Consider the following 19,230-nt stretch of genomic DNA (forward strand, 5'->3'; position numbering starts at 1 on the left):
AGACTCGGAGAGTGTCTACACATCTATTGCAACTTATATATTTACAATTTTGTTATTTGATTTGAAAATATGCATATTTTCATTTTTTAGATGCAAAATTTTATAGGTGTTTTAGGAGTCTCGCCACATGCCCATCAAGCTAAGAAATTCATTGTTCCCCAAAACGAAAAAATGAGTTAAAGGCTCATAGATCACTATAGAAAGATAAATATTTCATTTTGGGGATAATCTAAAATTATAGCTTGATGGATGTGTGGTGCTACCCCAATAGAAATTTAATTTTTATCTTTCTTTAACTAGTACATCCCAGTAATACACTTCACCATCAGATTCAACGACCTTTAGACAGCCCTTTCCTGGTTTTTTACCTTCAAGAAGTGCATATCCATCTTTTTCGTATGAACGTAAATAATATATATCTGGATGTCCTTTTATTGCCTCAAATTCCACGCCCTCAAACTCTTCTTTATCACCTACAAATGTACTTATGTAAGATGTAGCTTGAGAACTTTTACAAAAACCACTCGCAAGAGTAGATTTTGCTTCAACCTTCATTTCATGATTTACTCCTAAAAATAATAGAATAGCTAATAATGTTGAAGTCAGTGCAGTAGACATAATTTTCTTTTTCATCTTAAGTTACCTCCTCTAAATTCTAAAATAATACCTGCATATCTACTGTACACTATAAACTAGGAAATATTAACTGTTATTATAATTTTATACATAATATACTTATTGAGAAAAATAAGTTAAATTTTTCTATTTATTATGGTTAGAGATTTTTCTCCATCTGTTTGCAAAGGTATATCTTTACAAACAAAAAGGGTTTATATACGAAACATTGGAATATCCAGTTTATAAAGGTGATTAAGTTTATTTTATAAACGTTTTTTCAATGAATACTTTTACAAACCCTCATCTTTAATTAACTCCAATGTTGTATTCAAAATCTTTTCTTTCGTTGATATGAATACCTATCTTTCAATTTTTATATCCTTACACCATATTTCTAATTCCATAGGAGGCATAATTATATTACAGGTATATAATTTCAAACCCTCTTTTTCTACTTCACCGATTTCAATATCATGAAGAAAATATGGTAACTGTTCATATGTAAATGTTTTTATTGGCTTTTCTTTTACATATCCCATGCTATGTTTGAAATTTATTCTATAGCAACCGCTAAATTGAAAATCTACGTCCTCATTTTCATCCTTATAAGTTAGGTGTACCTCATCACCAAAATAGTCGCATACTAATTTAGTAACCCATGCATCACAATAGTGTAACTTTTCAAATTCTGCTTGTATTCTCTGTACGTTCATTTTCGACCTCAATTCTTACTTTTTATATGGAATATGAGCATCTGGACTTTTAGCATCTACTATACTCCCATTTACATCTAATGGATTTTTATTCTCATCATATAAATGTACATGATCATATTTTGTTACTTTATCTGGTGGATCTATTCTCATCCTTATTGTACCATTACCATCTCGAACATGAACAAACCCATTATTCTCTGTGTATTTCCATCCTTCAGGAAGTTTTTCTAGTATTTCTTTTTTAGACATATTGGGTATATTTCGAGCATTTATTTTACCAAAAGCATTTGTGTACTTTGCAGCCGCCTCTAATGCTTTACCTTTCTTTTCAAGGTCACCAATCTTCCCTACAACTTTACCGATAACCCGTGTTGTACCACCAGATACGACGGCTAATGTGCCCCATGCATAATCGTCTGGACCGTATTTTTGACCTGTTACTAAGTCTTCACCTTTGATAAGTTGTCCAATTTCTTTTCCTGTACCAATTATTGGTGTAATACCCAATACGAATGATAAATCCCCATCATTCGCACGATTATAAATACGAGATGGATCTCCACCTAAATCACGCAATGCGTTATTCAAATTAATATTCCCAATGTTAGCTGCCGCTGCAGGGATATTATACTTATGTTGGGCAATTTTTGAAGCTGTTCCCATAAACGCATTTCCAAAGTCTAATCCTGTATTAACATCATTATAAATACCTGGTACTCTTTCTTGAAATGCTTGTAAATCTTTTGCTATAACTGGAACATTTTTTCTTGTTACTTGTACAAGTTCCTCCATCCCAGGTTTCGCCGCATCTATAGAGTGTTTTAATCGAATCGTACTTGTTGCAATGTTTCCTAAATCCTCAAATGTACCATTGTCGTGTAATACTTGCTGAATACGCTTATGACTCTCTGCTAATTCATGAAACGCATCTGTAGTTTGTTTTAAATACACATTAAATTGATCCTGGAACTTTAATACGTTTTGTGTATCTTCCATGATGACTGCATAAATTTGATTATTAAACTCTACCATTTGATCAAGAGATTTTACCACTTCTTGCTGGAATCGAAGCATTTCCTTAGACCCTCTAAGGATTAATTCTGAAAAATGCTTTGCTCGGTCTTCTGCATATTGTCCAAGATCATCACCATAAATTCCAGCTCTTTTTGCATCAGCCTGAAACATTTCTATCAGCTGTCGCATCTCTTCTTTTGTTAAGTGGTCCCAGTCATTTTTAATTTTTTTTCCCAGGACTTTCATTTTTTGATCAAATTCTAGTATTTGTTTTTTCTGTTCTTCTAGGTCATGTTTCGCATCTTCAGCGTCTTTTGCAACATTATTCATCAATTCAATTGAATCAGTGGTACTATTTTCTAAATCTTGTAGAGTTTTTAATGTATTATTGAGTAAAGGCTCGTCACTTTTGATGTATTTAAAAACACCTTCAAAAATTTTCAATTTACCGTTTAATAAAGATAACGGTGTCTTTGCTTCTTGGTCAAAAATAATGGCATCATGGATACGTACATACCCTTTTTCACCTTTATATTTTACTTCATACCAAGAACCAACTTTTCCTGTTACTTCTATTAATTCTCCAGTATTTACTCGCTTTGCTCGTAAAACTTTCTTTAAGTCTGGTTCTGGATATACTTTTTTTACAAGAGATTCTAACGTGATCCAACCTTTTATCATTTCTCCATCTTTATTAAAAGAGAAAACTTTGTCTTTATAGGTAAAATCTCCAGTTTGTAAGGCACCATTTGGATGTAACAGATACCAATCATATTCTAATTTCATCCAACCACTTTTTGGTTCACTTTCATAACTAAAGTAGTACGGTTTTCCATCTACTTGTTGCATACCTCGGGATAAGATACCACTTTTATCAAAATAATGCATTTTACCATCAATATACTGAATACCTTTTTGTAACGCACCGGATTTATTCGCATAATATTTCGCGCCACCTATATCAACCCAACCGGTTTGCATAAAGCCATCAGGTCCAAAATAGTATTGTTTATTATCAATAGTCTGAAGGCCTGTTACACGACTTCCATTTTTTAAATAATACGTCCATTTCCCCTCTTCTTGCACCCATCCTTTTGCATTATCAAATAACAACATAGATTTTAATTGTTGGAAATCATAATACACATTATTTACGTTCTCAATTAACTCGTGAATTTCTTTCTCCTGGTTTTTAATTACATTTGGAGGAAAGTATTTTTCTGGATCTTTTTTATACTCCGTTAGTATAAATCGCGTGAGGCTTGTTCCTTCTTTTACAACATCCCAAGAACGTGTGGGATTTTCTCCTATGACTACGGATTCAAATATTCTTACATACCCTATTTCTCCTTGGTATTTTACTTGATACCAAATACCTTGTTTACCAATAACCTCTAATATATCTCCGTCTTTTACAGGCTTTGATTCCAATAAAAATTTTGTTTCTGGTTTAGGATACATTCTTTTAATTTTAGAACGTAATGTAATCCATCCTTTTTCCATTTCCCCATATTTATTAATTTCAAATTGTTTCCCTTGATAGGTAATAACACCTGTTGCATATTTCCCATCACGTATATAACTCCAAGCTGTTCCTGAAAAACTCCATCCGGTTTGTAATTTTCCAGGTTCTTTATAATGAAGCCATTCATTTCCGACTTGTTTTTTCCCTTCAAACAACCTACCATCTTTGAAGAATTCATATTCTATTCCATCTAATGTGATTGTTTCTGTTCTTTTACTGCCATCTTTTTCATAATAATACCAATTCTCTTTCTCCTTCACCCAGCCTACTTTATTTAAAACTTCGGCTGCTGCTGTAAATGTTGGTGCATAGGTAGAGAATAATAAAAATAATGATACAATAAGTCCTATGACTTTCTTCATACTCGCATCTCCTTATCAATTCATTAAAAACTTTTTAATTATATATTAGATTTTAATGTTATTAAAAATATTCAATATAAATATGCATAATTGCATATTTATATTCTTGATAGTGCGATCCCAATCATACTGGGAAGGATTTTTTCCGTATCCCTAAGTTATCTTTACCCCCAAAAAAGAACCTGTTTTCCATAGAAAACAGGTTCTTTTTCATTATTACTTCTCCGCTATACAATCTTTTATTTTTTTTACTCAAATAATTAAGATTTTTAAATAAAAAGTTTCGAAGTGAAACCCTTCTTTTGCTCAAAACAGATAGAGTATACTACAACAGTATTGGTTCTTTAATTAATGGTAAATACTCTATACTCATAGCATAATTTAATAACAAATTGATATACTCTTGATTTGGCTCTAAACAATGTACATTCTTCAAATATCCTTGCGTGTATAAACAAGATGGTATAGCTACTGATAGCTCTTCTACAGATTCTAATAAAGGCATTATGAGCTCTAATGCTTTCTGTTCATCAGTAGTTAAATTCGTATTAAAAAACTTCTCTATATATTTTTCTTGTTTCATTAACAGGATATCGTATCCAAAAGCTTGTAAACTATTAATAAATTGTTCCCATTTTAGCTGAATTGGATTACAAATATGCATGGTTTTATTTACTGTATTGGCCTTATAAGATAATTCAGTAATAGCTAAACTCCCATAGTCTACAGGCGTTAAATCTACATACGTATTGACGTCAGGAGCTATGCTAGATAGGCATATCCCTTTTAATAATCTATAAAATGCGTTTTCATTAATATTGTATTGAAATTTACCTGTTTTAGAGTTACCCACTAAATTCCCCACACGGTATATTGTGACACGAACTCCTTTTTCCATTGCTTCTCTGACCATTTTCTCGCCTTGAAACTTACTTTCTAGGTACAGATTATCTAAATTTTGCCCTCTATCAAAATTTGACTCAAAGAATTCAAATTCTTTTGGATCGCTTTCAGCCTGACCTACTACACTTAAAGTCGATATATAATGAAAACGTGCATTTGTGTTCTTAGCTAATTCCAATAAGTATTTTGTAGACTGAACATTTACCTTTTGAAAATGCTCACGTTCTCCATAGTGTCTAACTTCTCCACCACAATGTATGATTGACTCTACCTTATTCTTTAAATGGTCCAATTGCTTTGAATCTAGACCGAGATTCATCAAAGATAAATCTCCTTCAATTAATTCTACTCTCTCCTTCAACTTTTGGAGGATTTCTTTACCGAAATAAAACTCCATTCTTTCTTTTAACTTTGCATCAATTACTTGATCCTTACTTTTTCTTACTAAACAGTAAATAGTCGTAGATGGTAACTGTAATAACCGTTCTAAAATATGTGCTCCTAAATATCCTGTTGCCCCTGTAAGGAAAACTGCCTTTGGATAATTCACCATATCTAACCCACATTCTTCTAATTTAGTTGTTTCATAAACAGGAGTCGTTTTCATTTCATTTTCCATACATGCTACATTCATATTTTTCTCTTTCTTGAACGACATATATTCCATCTCTTCAATATGAGAGGCTAATTTTTCTATTGTTCTATACTTAAAGAAATCTTGAATTTTCAAGTTAGGGTATAACGGTTTTAATTTGACTAATGCTGGCATAACTTTTAAAGAATGTCCACCTAAATTAAAGAAATCATCTTTTAAACCTATAGATTTCACGTTTAGAACTTCAGACCATACCTTTGCAATGTCTTTTTGCACTTTAGTTTGAGGTTTAAGTTTACACTCATCTTTTTGCTCATGACCAAACTCTATTTTTGGCAGCTTTTCAAAATCAATTTTACCGTTCGCCGTTATTGGTATTTCTAACACATGAGAGTAATATTTAGGGACCATATATTCTGGCAATACATTTGATAAATGTAAAGCTAACTTATTTTTCTCTATCCCTATACCGTCCACTGTTTTATAATAAGCTTGCAGTAACATTCCATCTTCCGTTTGTGTTACTACAGCCTGACTAATCCCCTCAAGTTGTAACATTGCATCTTCTATTTCACCTAATTCAATTCTGTGCCCTCTAATTTTAACCTGCTTATCTTTTCTTCCCATAAATTCTATATTTCCATTTGGTAACCACCTTGCTAAATCACCTGTTCGATATAATCTTTTACTATTGTCTTCTGAAAATGGGTTTGAAATAAATGCCTGTTTTGTTTTCTCTTCCTGCTTCCAATACCCTTGGGCCAATCCTAAACTTTCAATATATAATTCACCCATGCACCCTACCGGACAATGTTGCATATATGAATTCAATATATGAACCTTTGTATTAGAAATTGGTATACCAATCGGTACGCTTCCTAAAAGATTATTTTCTTCTTCTAAAACTGGTACGAAATAATACATTGCTGAAACGGTTGCTTCAGTAGGGCCATACTCATTTACCAGCTGTACTTGGTTTTTAAAAGTATTTTGCCAACTTCTAATGGCATTTGTTGATGCAGCTTCCCCTCCCATTATTATAAATCTTAAAGAACGTATCTTTTCGCTATCCAGTTTCGTTAATGAAGTCGATAATTCATTGAAAAAGACTGTTGGTAAGTCGGAAATAGTTGCTTGTGTTTCTTGAATAGCTTGAGCATATGCGACAGTTGAATAGCGCTGTTCATCACTTAATAAATATAGTTCCGCCCCATTTAACAAGGTAGAAAAAATTTCCGATACAGAAGAATCAAAACTATGGGAATAAAACTGTGTTACTTTATCATTTAGAGAAATCTGAAATACTTCATTTCTCCATTCAACTAAATTTAATACTCCTTTATGCGTTAATAATGTACCTTTTGGTTTTCCTGTTGATCCTGAAGTATAAATTACATATGCCAAGTCATCTTGTTTATTTAAAATTTTCACATCATCATTTATAGTCGTACGATATATATCCTCTATTATTGAAACCTTATAATCACTTACATTCAAATGACTTTTGAATTTGTTACTCGTTATAATTCTACATGCCTCACTGTCACGAACTATATAATTTATTCTATCCTCAGGGTATTTTACATCGATTGGTATATAGGCAGCACCGGCTTTTAATATTCCAAGCATAGAAACGATACTATTCATACTTCTATCTAAAAATATGGCTACCTTATCACCTCTTTTTATACCTTTTTCGAGTAAATGTTGAGCTACTTGATTAGAGCCCATATTTAATTGTCTATATGTTAAAGATTCCGTTGCAGTCGCTATAGCAATCCGATCGGGTTGTCTATCTACTTGCATATAGAATTGCTCTTGTATATTTTGAAAATAAGGATATGGTCTTTCTGTATGATTTACGTTTTTATATAAAGATTCTTCTTCCTGTGATAGAAACGAAAGATTTTCATATGCTACTGTTCGTTGATGAATGAAGGCGTCCAGTATATTAAGTAAATTTTGAGTAAACCTATTAATTGACTCTTCCTTGAAAAGATTAATATCATACTCAAATGAAACCCCTACATAATCCAATCCTTCTTCAACAGCTAAAGAAATGTCAAACTTACTAATATCTTGTTTATTAGGTAACAACTGAAGCTTATACGCATCATGTTGCTGCAGAATATCTTTCTGGTAACTAAACATAGTAGAAAAGATCGGGTTATTTCCAAAGCTTCTATCAGGATTTATTTGTTCAATTACTTTATCAAATGGGTACGATTGGTTTTGGAATGAATTCAAACATTTCTCTCTCACTACTTGTAATAGCTGTGTTAAATTTTTCACATCATTTAATTGTGTTCTAATCGCTAAGGTATTTACAAAAAAACCTTGTATTATTTCAAATTCTTGATGATTCCTTCCAACAACCGGTGTACCTACAATAATATCTTTTTGATCCGTTAGATAATGTAACAATTGAATATACGCTGCTAAAAATAGCATATACATAGAAACATTCTCTTGTTCACATACTTGTTTCAAAGACTCTTTCATTTCATTATCTAACTTCATTTCAAATACTGTACCCTTATTTGTACTTTGACGATTCCTATTAAAATCTAAAGGAAGATTTAGTATAGGAAGAGGTGCTGCAAGTTCGGCCATCCAATAAGATTTTTCTGTATCCCATCGACCTAAATTTAACTGCGCCTGTTCCCACTCAGCATAATCTACATATCGATTAGAGATAGTTGGCAACTCAGGATTTCTACGTTTTGCAAAGGCACTATATACCTTCAATAATTCATCTAATAAATTCCTTACACTCCACTCATCTGTAATAATGTGATGTAAATTGATATATAAATAAGACTTTTTCTTATTCAGATTAAAAATTCTAATCCTAAAAAGAGGACCATTTTCTAAATCAAATGGTGTATGATCCGTTTGATTTATTGTTGTACGTATATATTCTTGTTGTTCTTTTTTAGACAGGTGTTCAATCTCATCGTGAATCAGGTCAATCGCTATTGAGTTTAAGATGACTTGTCTAGGCTCCCCATTTCTTTCAATAAAGACTGTTCGTAGCATCTCGTGTCGTTCAACTAAAAATCTTATGGTGTCTTGTAAGATATCTTTTTTCAAACTCGGCTCAATATATATGTGTAGTGGTGTATCATATACTCTATTAATGGCGTTATACTTATTTAAAAACCAGATTCTTTTTTGAGCACTTGATAACTGATAACTTTCCTTATCTATAACTTTTAATACTTGAATCTCCTGTTCTTCCCTATCATGATTTACTGCCATTAATTTATCGATGTAAGCAGACAGACTAGCAATCGTTGTATGCTCAAAAATATCTCTAATTTCAATTTTTAGATGAAACTCTTTTTGAATTTGATTTAACACTTGCACAGCAATTAATGAATGTCCCCCAAGTTTAAAAAAGTCATCATCTCTGCCGATTCTATATTTCCCTAAATTTAAAATCTCTGCCCATGTTTTTGCCAATCTTTTTTCTGTTTCACTTATCGGTGAAACATATTGCTTCTGCATGTTTTCAAGTAAAGATGGGATTTGTAATTCTAATTTTTTTCTATCAAGTTTCCCGCTTGGTGATACAGGAAAACTTTTAAGGTGAAATACATAATTTGGCATCATAAAATCTGGTAAACTTTCACTTAAGAATGTTTTTAATGCCTCTTGTTTTAGTTCTGTATTGTCTTTTGATAAATAAAAGCTAACGATTTTGTCGTTTTGATAAGTGAATACTACAGCATCTCTCACTTCTGGATGTTTAAATAACGTTCCTTCAATTTCATCCAGCTCAATTCGATACCCACGTATTTTTACTTGATTATCTTTCCTTCCGATAAATTCTAAATTTCCATTCGATAAAAGACGTACTAAATCTCCAGTACGATACATCTTTTTATCATGATTATAGGATTTATTGAAAGAAATAAACGCCTCTTTTGTTTTTTCCTTTTGATTTAAATATCCGTTGGCAACTCCATCACCGCCAATAAATAACTCACCTACTACACCTGACGGACATAACGTATTAAACGGACTAACCACGAAAACTTCACTATTAGCAATTGGTTTACCTATTGGGATATTAGAGATTTCTTTTTGTATCTCACCATTTACTTCATACATCGTTGCACATACAGTAGTTTCAGTAGGACCATATGCATTAAGAACTGGAATCTTTAACCCTAATTTACTTTGCCATTTACGAACTGATTCAGCAGGTAAAGTTTCCCCTCCCACAAATACACGTTTTACAGAATTTAATTTAAGTAACATTTCTTTTGGCATATCAGCTATTAATTTAAAAAACGCAGTTGGTAAAACCACATTTGTAATACCATTCTTTTGACTTACATTTATAAATTCCTCTGCTGAACGTTTTTCGATTTCAGAAATTAAATGCATTCTTCCTCCACATAGCAAAATCGGAAATATTTCCATAATGGAGGCGTCAAAAATGATCGTTGCAAATTGTAAAAATACATCTTCTTTGCCTAAATGAAATGTATTGATTACTGAATATGATAAATTAATTACGCCTTTATGTGGTACTACGACTCCTTTTGGTAAACCTGTTGAACCTGACGTGTAGATAATATAAGCTGCATCTTCTATGGTATGTGTAGGCGCAATATTTTCTATGGAATTAGCGTAATGAAAATCTTCTAGATAAATTGTATGAATCGCAAAACTTTCAACCAATCCCCTGTATTCTTTCTTCGTAATAATCATTTGACTTTCGCTATCTTTTAAGATGTATTCTATTCTTTTTTCAGGAAACTTTGGATCAATTGGTACATAAACTCCACCTGATTTTAAGATGCCTAGAATCCATACAATGGTATCAATCTCTCTCTCCATTGTAATACTTACACGTTGTCCCTTTTTCAAATCATTTTCACGTAAATAATTCGCTATTTGATTTGACCTTTGCTGCAATTCATAATAGGTAATGGATTTATCCCCCATAGAAATTGCTATTTGATTTGGCGATTTTAATGTTTGTAGATCGATTAATTGATCTAGTGTTTTTGAATTAGGATACGTAAGAGCGTTTGAATTCATTTCTTTGTATAGACGATGATCTTTCTCTAAAAGCAAATCCAGTGAATGAATAGGTTCATTCACATTCTTCATTAGTTTTTGCAACAAATATATATATCTTTCAACTAAATCACTAATACTCTCTGGTTTATATAATGCTGAGTTATAGTCAACCTCAATTTTATTCTCTGTTTCCCCTTCATACCTCATTATTCTCCAAGTCATATTAAAAGGATTTACTCTTTTACAATCTGTTAAAACTGTTGACTCAATATCAGGAATTTTTAATTCCGGTATCTTCATCGTATTAAATGCTGTGGAATATACCATATTATGATTTGTATCTAGATTTAAATCTTTTACTATATGTGAGTAAGGATTATGTTTATACGTAATAGCTAGATGAATAAATTTATTAACTTTATTAAGTATTCCCTTAAATGTCTCTCCCTTTTCTATTGTTATACGTATAGGTACTGTATTAACAAAATAGCCAAAAGTATCTCGTTCTTCTGTATGTGGTCTAGTATTAATTGGAATACCAACAATTATCTCTTCAGCATTTGTCATTTGATGAAGTAATGTACAATAAGTACTTAACATTACTCGATAAATACTTATATTATTTTTTTTAGCAAAACATTGTATTTGATAAAATAGATCCGAATTAATATTCTTGCTTATATTTTTATCTGTATACCTCTTTTCATTCATTTTATTAAAATCAATAGGAAACTCTGTAGGAGTTAATTCACCTTGTAAATAATCTTTCCAATACGATGATCCTTCTTTATATATTGCACTATCAATAAAACCCTCCTCATACTCTACGAGGTTCTTATAAGGAGATTCAAATTCTACATTCGTATTCCCTTGAAGTAATTCACCATACGTATTGGATAATTGTCGGATGAAAACTCCTAAACTCCATCCATCGTAAATAATGTGATGAAACATTAAATGTAAAACAAATGTATCTTCACTGAATTTAATAATGTGGAATTTAAACAAAGGCCCCTCTTCTAAACTAAATTTCTCATTCACTATAGATTCTAAGAAATTTTTTAAAATAGATTTTTGTTCTGTGTTTTTAAAAGCAGTTAAATCTTTAATTGGTATATCAAATTCTACATTCTTTTGAATTAATTGCTTTATTTTTTCATCCCTCTTCTTAAATATTGTACGTAGCGCCGGATGTGATTGCACTATTATAGTAAGCGCTTTCTCCAAAGCCTTTATCTGAAGTTTTCCTTTTAACTTTATTATAATCGGTTCATTGTTCATTCCTTTTTCTATTTCCATTTGATGAGCTATCCATAATGCTTCTTGGCCTACCGTTGCATCCAATTCTTCTACAATTTCATATTTCTCTTGTATTTCTTTCATATGAATTTCTCCTTTTATAAATATTTAAAAACGGATAATATTTACAGTTACAACTATATGTACATATTCTGCAATTTGTAAATCTATATTTTCCGACTAAATTCAACATTTATTTCACTTATTGCATAGTTATTAAAATAATGAATAAAACTCATATTTATACTGTAACAGTTCATACTTTTATTCAATTTAAGCATAAAAAACCATTTCACTAATAATTCTAATTTCTTTTTATACAGCAATCTTACATATTTTATTAAAGAAAATAGTCTAATTTATACTCCGAAAATAAATTCAAGAATATTCCAACTGGTCACTATATATACTTCTAATAACATAAACTGTAAAGGAGGAGTCCGTACATAATGGAATATAGATTATTAGGTAACACGGGTTTAATAGTTTCAGAGATAGGATTCGGATCTTGGGCAATTGGTGGAGATGAATGGGGAGCAGTAAAAGATAATGAATCACTTGATGCAATTGAGAAAGCAATTGATCTAGGGGTCAATTTTATTGACACTGCTGATGTTTATGGATTAGGTCATAGTGAAACACTCGTTGCAAAAGCTATAAATAATCGCAGGCAAGATATAATCCTTTCTACAAAAGGTGGTTTAATTGGTCATCATTATGACCCCAATCAACCAGCCGTTTATGGAGATCCTCAAAAGATCATTGATGCGTTTGAGGCTAGTTTACTACGGCTTAAAACGGATTATATAGATGTGTACTTTTGTCATATTTGGTGGGATAAACATGAAGAAACAGAAGCCTTTCTACAAGCTTTCCAAACCTTAAAAAAATCTGGCAAAGTGAGAGCCGTTGGTGTTTCTACTAATGATTTAGATTATATAAAACATTTTAATCAAGATAATGATTTAGATGTCGTACAATTCGATTATAGTATTTTGAATAAAGAACCTGAAAAAGACATCCTTCCTTATATTGAAAAACATAATTTAGGTGCTGTGATAAGAGGGCCACTTAAGATGGGAATTTTAACTGGAAAATTTAATCATGAAACTCAATTTCCAGACGATGATTTAAGAAAAGATTGGCCAAAAGAAAAGTGGTTTAAAGAAAGCTTAAACAAAGTAGAGAAATTACGTACACTTGTACGATCAAATCGAAGTTTAGCGCAAGTTGCTTTACGTTATGTTTTAAGTCACCCTGCCGTTTCAGTTGCTATTCCTGGTGCAAAAAATTCTACCCAGGTTGAAGAGAACTCTTCCCACTTAACTCGTCCATTATTATTAGATAATGAAATTGAATTCATTAAACAACTTTGATCAAATAATTATTCTTCCATAAAAAATTATGCTGATTTTTCTACCAAATCCATACTACTACTTCTTCTCCACTAGAACATATCTTTAGCACTTCCACCCTATTTTTTTATCTTTTCCCAACAATATCTACAGTTTATAAGGTAGTTGAACCCTTTTATTCAACTACCTTATAATACGTTCTACATTATATTAAAATATCTACTACACTAGTTGAATACATACTAAGGCAACATGCAAACCGAATAAACAATTAATTCAGAAATATTTTTAGAAACTTCATTATCTCACAATTACTTTTTTTAAAATAAATCAAAAAAAATTTCTTTACTTTAAATTCCATAATTCATATAATCTTCTATGGAATTACATTTTTTTCTAAATAGCTCCTCATTTCTAAGTATTCAAAAGGGCAATTACAAATTATTATACCCTTATGCTTAACCAAGTAAAATAAAAATCCAGTTTTTCACAAGGAGAAGTGACTGCATGCAAGATATTTTAAAACTATTTCCGAGCGTTGACGGAAATGAAGAAAAACAACAACTTTTATTAGAATCTATGCAGAAAATAATTAAAAATCTTGACCAATTAAAAAATGAAGAGCGAGCTACTTTAGGTAAATGTGAGGAAAAATCAGAAGGATACTACAATGGCTTAATTCACCAAAGTCATATTCCACTAGCTGGAATCACTATGTCTGAGGTTATAGAAGAGCTAAACCAATTTATGAATGGACATCCGTATCCAAATAAATATTACTTGTCTAACGCTGTACCACTACCAAGTATACCTTCACTATTAGGGGTAATGACAATGGCACTTTTAAATGGTAATGGTGTTTGGGATGTATATGGTCCAGGGGCAGCTGAAGCAGAAGTAAAAGTGGTATCCATGCTTTCAAAACTGATAGGTTATAATCCACATAATAGCGGTGGATATACCACATGGGGTGGACAAGGTTGTGTATTTTCGAGCTTACGCTTAGCAATTTCCAAACAATTCCCATTAGCAAAAGAACATGGCGCTCCACAAAATGTATATTGCTTTGCTTCTGAAAATGCACATTATAGTTTATTAAAATCAGCTGAAGCAACTGGTATTGGGTCAAATCACTTAATAAAAGTGAAAACTGATCCTTATTCAAATTCTATGGATATAGATGATTTAGAGGCAAAGATGATACAAGTTATTAATAATGGTGGTATCCCCCTTTATATTCTAGCTACTATGGGGTCAACAGATACTTTTACCATTGATGATATAAAGAAAATTAAAGAGAGCGCTGAAGCAATACAAAAAAAATATAAATTAAAACCTATTTATATCCATGCGGATTCTGCAATGGGTGGATTCTATAGTTTCTTTAATAATTATAATTTCGAAGAAAATCCACTTTCATTTGAACCTAACTTAAAAAATGCTTTACTATACGTACAAGATAAAATGCAATACATGGCACTTGCTGATAGTGTATGTTTTGATTTTCATAAATTAGGACAAACACCTTATGCTTCAAGTATTTTAATCGTAAAAAATCATACTGATTTACAACTGATGGACATTGAACAAGATGACACACCTTATCTTGGTAATAGGTCATATGGAAGTTATCATACAGGCTATACCTTAGAATGTTCACGATCTGGTAGTGCTATTCCCATGTATATCAATCTATTAGCCTTTGGAATTGAAGGATATCAAAAATTATTAGCAAATTATATTCGTGTAAATCTATTATTTAGAGAGAAGTTGCGCAAGGCCCTCCCTCAAGTCGCAATCACAAATGATTTTACATATGGACCAATTACAACTTTTCGGTTCTATATGAATGGAGATGGCCAAGAGAATTGGGAAAAAGAACGAATAGGTCTTGCAACAAAAGAAGAAATTGAGGATACAAATCGGTTAAATATAGAACTATTTAATTATCTAGGAAAAAATCGCGATCAAATATTTTTAGGCGATACAACTCGTTCATGTGTAGTAGACGCAATAAACAGTTGTGATAGAAATCCGATTTCTACTTTAAAATTCTTTTCTATCTCCCCATATACAACTGTTGAATGTTTAGATGAGGTCATAGCATTTCTTTATGAATATATTTCGATTGCTACTAAACAGATCTATTCATATGTTTAATAATCATATTTGTTAGCGCTTTAATAGTTAAACTTAACTAAATGAAATAAAATTTTTAATCCTTTTAATTACTATTAACTATATCAGGAAAGAGGAAAAACATATGAATATAGAGCTACTTGATACACACCATGTGAAAGATGCAGCACATTTACTTGCACATTCTTTTGTGAATAATGAACCTCTTGTAAGCAGTTTACAAATTCCTTTTGCTCCTTTTCACAAAATGTGCGAAGAAATGATGAAACAAGCTGTATCTCAAGCTATGTCATTTGTAGCAATAGAAAATTTTCAAATTGTTGGAGTTCTTTTAACAAAAAAATTAACCCAGCCACTAATAGATACAGAGAAAGCGATTGAACTATGCCCGCAAATGGAACCTATTTTTCAACTTTTAGATACATTAGAGACAGAATCTATTGAGTTTTCTCATTTAGATAAAGAAAAATTGGTTTATTTAGATATGGGCGCTTGTCATCCAGATTGGATGGGAAGTGGTATAGTCACTACCCTTCTTTCACATGCCATTCAAGAAATAAGTAAAAGAGATTATGATTTTATTGCTGCTTGTACAAATAAAATTTCTCAAAAAATCCTAAAAAAACTGTGTACGACCTATGAAATGAATGAAATAGTGTATAGTAATTTTCTTTATAAGGAAGCATACCCATTTGCTAATACAACAACTTCCTTAACAGCTCAATTACTATATATACCTCAATCTCAATTCGTCATTAAAGTCATATAAATTTGTAAAGAAAACTAGCTGTACTTTTGTGCAGCTGCTTTTTTATATAGAGTAAATAAGTAGTAGATATTCAAGTTAACATAAGTGACACCTTTCACACTTTAACTTCTTCGAATTCAATAGCTACTTTCTCAGCATACCTTATTTCTCTGCTTAACCTACCTAGAGATCCCCATCTATTTATTTCAACATGTTTCATCATGCTTTAATTTCATATGCTCCCTTATTTCATCTATACAAGTAACTTAGACACTTCTCTCCATTTAATGACTAATCTTTTACTTTTTAAGTAACGATTGATACACATCTTCTCACTCTTAAATACTTTAAAATTTATTACCTAATAACCACTTAACAATTCCAGTAATTCTTTCATTTCTCTTTCATTTTGTTTATCTATTCATTCATCCTCCATATCCTATATCTACCTAATCTTCCTCAAAGAATCCAATGTAAAATTTATGATAAAAGGAAACAACCGTATCATATGTAGATTATTTAAGAAAAAAGAGTGAGAATTACTGGATTCCCTTTTCTTTTAATCTTTTTTAGAAGCTCTGTAAAGTCTAATTCTATTACATTCCTGTTAGGTAACATGTCTACTAATCATTAACAATTTGTATAGCTATTTAAAGACTCTACTAATTCATTAAAGGAATCTCCTTCCCCCTATCGAATTATTGTAGAGGAAAGGAGAGGAATACATGGAAATTCTAGGATTAGATCCTCGCGCATTAGCCACCTTAGGTGCACTTGAATACACCAATCGTCGTAATAAATTAATCGAAGACTCGGAGAATAATATATACGAGTGTAAAGAAATAAAAGAAATCCTTCAATCACTCCCTAAAGAGAAGCAGATTGAGGTTCTTGAGAATCAAGCTCACTTCGAAGCAGTGGCAAAGATGATTGAACAAAACAATTTAATTCTTTTAGAACAAATGAAAGCTCTACAGCTAATTCAAAAATAAGAAACTTAAGATTAATTAATTCTACATACGCTTCCACAAATAATGTATCTTTATTTATACCATTAGCCTCTGTTTTTACAGAGGCTTTTGTTATGCGTTGATTCATAATTTGAATAGTTTCTTTCACATATATGAATAGGTCTTCTAATAAATCTAGTATAGACTCTAATTCTTGCTTTTTAATTCTCTCTATTACTGCACTTATACATTCCCATAGTACCTTTGCACCTAATAGTTCTGCTAATCGTTTTTCACGCATTTCAAATATTTTTATATCCATATATGGTACTATCTTCCCGCCTTTCCCGACTTATTTATTCTACAAAAACCATAATTATCCTCTTATTTGAACTACCCCCACTTTCACTTCGTTTAGAAGTGGGGGGATTCCTAAGTAAAGAGTTCTATCGAACTCTAATTGATTAGGCTATCTCCGCAGTCCTTGCGGTTAGAAGCCTTATCGCTTCATTCTTTAGATTGATACTTGCGTTAATATCCCTATCATGATGTGTTTGACATGAAAGGCAAACCCATTTACGTAGGTTTAGATCTTTAACGTCTTTATTTTGATACCCACAACAAGAACATAATTGGCTGGAAGCAAATGTTTTCGATACGACAATGACTTGTTTGCCATACCATTTTGCTTTGTATTCTAACATGGATCGAAATTGCGACCAAGATACCTCAATAATTGCTTTTGCTAACTTATGATTCTTTAACATATTCGATACTTGCAAATCCTCTATACCGATAACATCGTGGTTTTTGATGATTTCGGTTGAAATTTTGTCCAAGTAATCTTTTCTAGCATTTGATATGTATTCATGAATTCTAGCTACCTTTACTCGTTGTTTATTCCAGCGAGAAGATCCTCTCATTCTTCTAGAAAGAACACGCTATGCTTTCGCCAACTTATCTTCTAATGATCGGAAAAACTTCGGATTTTCATAGTGTGTTCCATCTGACAAAATAGCGAAATCTTTTAGTCCTACATCTATTCCAATGTAAGAATGTGTTTTCGGAAGTTCTTGTACTTCTGTTTCAACTAATAGTGACACAAAATATCTACCAGAAGGGTTCCGTCTAACTGTAGCATTTACAATACGCCCCTCTACTTCGCGACTTTTGGCAAATCGAACGAGGCCTAGTTTCGGCAACTTTATTTTGTTCCCTACAACGGCAATGTTTTCATTTGTTTGTTTTGTGGTATAAGATTGTACGTTGTTCTTCTTAGATTTAAAGCGCGGTGCGCTGTTTTGTTTTTTGAAAAAGCGCGTATAAGCATCCGCAAGGTTGCGAACAGACGACTGCATCGCAATACTATCCACTTCTTTTAACCAAACAAGCTCTTTCTTCATGGCAGGTAGTTTGGCAGAGCATGTACCATAGGTCAAGCCTTTTCCTGTCTCTTTGTATGCTTGATCCCATAAGGATAGGAAATGATTGAATACAAAGCGAGAACACCCAATCGTTTTATTGATTAGAATTGCTTGTGCCTGATTTGGATAGATACGAAACTTATAGGCTTTATTCATCATTATTTGATTCACCTCCATTTCGGTATATGACTATTATACACCAAACGTACATTCGATAGGTAGTGGAGTAACACTTTCTGTATGTCGAACAATTAAGATGGCTTCCTGCCATCCCTTATTCGAAGCCAATTCATCTCCTACCTTTCATTTCCGAATAATATTTTTAACCCTGTTGATACTATTTCTACAACTTAAAGTTACAAACTATTTCTGTAAGCGTAGCGTTTCTTTTATACAACGAGCAGTTAGTTTTATTAACTAGCTGCTTTGGTGTGCAAAATGAAGTTTTTGTCCAAGTTTTTCACCATTTGATAAAATAAACATAATAATAGTTAATGAACAGACATTTATAATCAATCTCCTAAGGAGCACTTTAATTAGGTGCT

The 19,230-nt window shown here is 31.8% G+C and carries 8 protein-coding genes and 1 pseudogene; 4 read left to right on the plus strand and 5 right to left on the minus strand.

From position 1 onward, the window contains the following. Positions 1 to 282 precede the first annotated feature (282 nt). The 4 genes from ACTFRH_RS21730 to ACTFRH_RS21745 form a co-directional block, all read right to left on the minus strand. Positions 283 to 633, minus strand: coding sequence for a hypothetical protein (locus ACTFRH_RS21730; RefSeq protein WP_000727173.1), 351 nt, complete (start codon positions 631 to 633; stop codon positions 283 to 285). Positions 634 to 977: 344 nt separating this feature from the next. After that, a complete protein-coding gene (locus tag ACTFRH_RS21735) occupies positions 978 to 1,331 on the minus strand; it encodes a hypothetical protein (RefSeq protein ID WP_001102755.1) in 354 nt (117 codons plus the stop codon). A gap of 15 nt (positions 1,332 to 1,346) precedes the next feature. Further along, a complete protein-coding gene (locus tag ACTFRH_RS21740) occupies positions 1,347 to 4,235 on the minus strand; it encodes a pre-toxin TG domain-containing protein (RefSeq protein ID WP_000755706.1) in 2,889 nt (962 codons plus the stop codon). A 325-nt stretch (positions 4,236 to 4,560) separates the two neighbouring features. Next, positions 4,561 to 12,153, minus strand: a complete 7,593-nt coding sequence (locus tag ACTFRH_RS21745) for a non-ribosomal peptide synthetase (protein ID WP_000659068.1) — start codon at positions 12,151 to 12,153, stop codon at positions 4,561 to 4,563. Positions 12,154 to 12,518: 365 nt separating this feature from the next. Here ACTFRH_RS21745 and ACTFRH_RS21750 point away from each other — a divergent pair, with 365 nt between their 5' ends. The 4 genes from ACTFRH_RS21750 (at position 12,519) to ACTFRH_RS21765 (ending at position 17,303) form a co-directional block, all read left to right on the plus strand. Continuing rightward, complete coding sequence (locus ACTFRH_RS21750; RefSeq protein WP_000456659.1) at positions 12,519 to 13,445, plus strand: aldo/keto reductase; 927 nt, start codon at positions 12,519 to 12,521, stop codon at positions 13,443 to 13,445. Between the two features lie 486 nt (positions 13,446 to 13,931). Further along, positions 13,932 to 15,584, plus strand: coding sequence for a pyridoxal phosphate-dependent decarboxylase family protein (locus ACTFRH_RS21755; protein ID WP_001152301.1), 1,653 nt, complete (start codon positions 13,932 to 13,934; stop codon positions 15,582 to 15,584). Positions 15,585 to 15,687: 103 nt separating this feature from the next. After that, the gene (locus ACTFRH_RS21760; protein WP_001019435.1) at positions 15,688 to 16,332 is read left to right on the plus strand and encodes a hypothetical protein; all 645 of its coding nucleotides are present in this window, start codon (positions 15,688 to 15,690) and stop codon (positions 16,330 to 16,332) included. 704 nt (positions 16,333 to 17,036) lie between these two features. Next, on the plus strand, positions 17,037 to 17,303 hold the full coding sequence (locus ACTFRH_RS21765) for a hypothetical protein (RefSeq protein WP_000404243.1): 267 nt from the start codon (positions 17,037 to 17,039) through the stop codon (positions 17,301 to 17,303). Between the two features lie 422 nt (positions 17,304 to 17,725). Here ACTFRH_RS21765 and tnpB read toward each other — a convergent pair. After that, positions 17,726 to 18,847 (minus strand): annotated as a pseudogene (gene tnpB / locus ACTFRH_RS21770) (IS200/IS605 family element RNA-guided endonuclease TnpB). Positions 18,848 to 19,230 lie beyond the last annotated feature (383 nt).

Source organism: Bacillus cereus group sp. MYBK216-1, from assembly GCF_051916495.1.
Taxonomy (GTDB): domain Bacteria; phylum Bacillota; class Bacilli; order Bacillales; family Bacillaceae_G; genus Bacillus_A; species Bacillus_A thuringiensis_K.

Coding starts and splice junctions, on each gene's coding strand:
- ACTFRH_RS21755 (WP_001152301.1), top strand. CDS start 13,932: ATGCAAGATATTTTAAAACTATTTCCGAGCGTTGACGGAAATGAAGAA.
- ACTFRH_RS21765 (WP_000404243.1), top strand. CDS start 17,037: ATGGAAATTCTAGGATTAGATCCTCGCGCATTAGCCACCTTAGGTGCA.
- ACTFRH_RS21745 (WP_000659068.1), bottom strand. CDS start 12,153: ATGAAAGAAATACAAGAGAAATATGAAATTGTAGAAGAATTGGATGCA.
- ACTFRH_RS21750 (WP_000456659.1), top strand. CDS start 12,519: ATGGAATATAGATTATTAGGTAACACGGGTTTAATAGTTTCAGAGATA.
- ACTFRH_RS21740 (WP_000755706.1), bottom strand. CDS start 4,235: ATGAAGAAAGTCATAGGACTTATTGTATCATTATTTTTATTATTCTCT.
- ACTFRH_RS21735 (WP_001102755.1), bottom strand. CDS start 1,331: ATGAACGTACAGAGAATACAAGCAGAATTTGAAAAGTTACACTATTGT.
- ACTFRH_RS21730 (WP_000727173.1), bottom strand. CDS start 633: ATGAAAAAGAAAATTATGTCTACTGCACTGACTTCAACATTATTAGCT.
- ACTFRH_RS21760 (WP_001019435.1), top strand. CDS start 15,688: ATGAATATAGAGCTACTTGATACACACCATGTGAAAGATGCAGCACAT.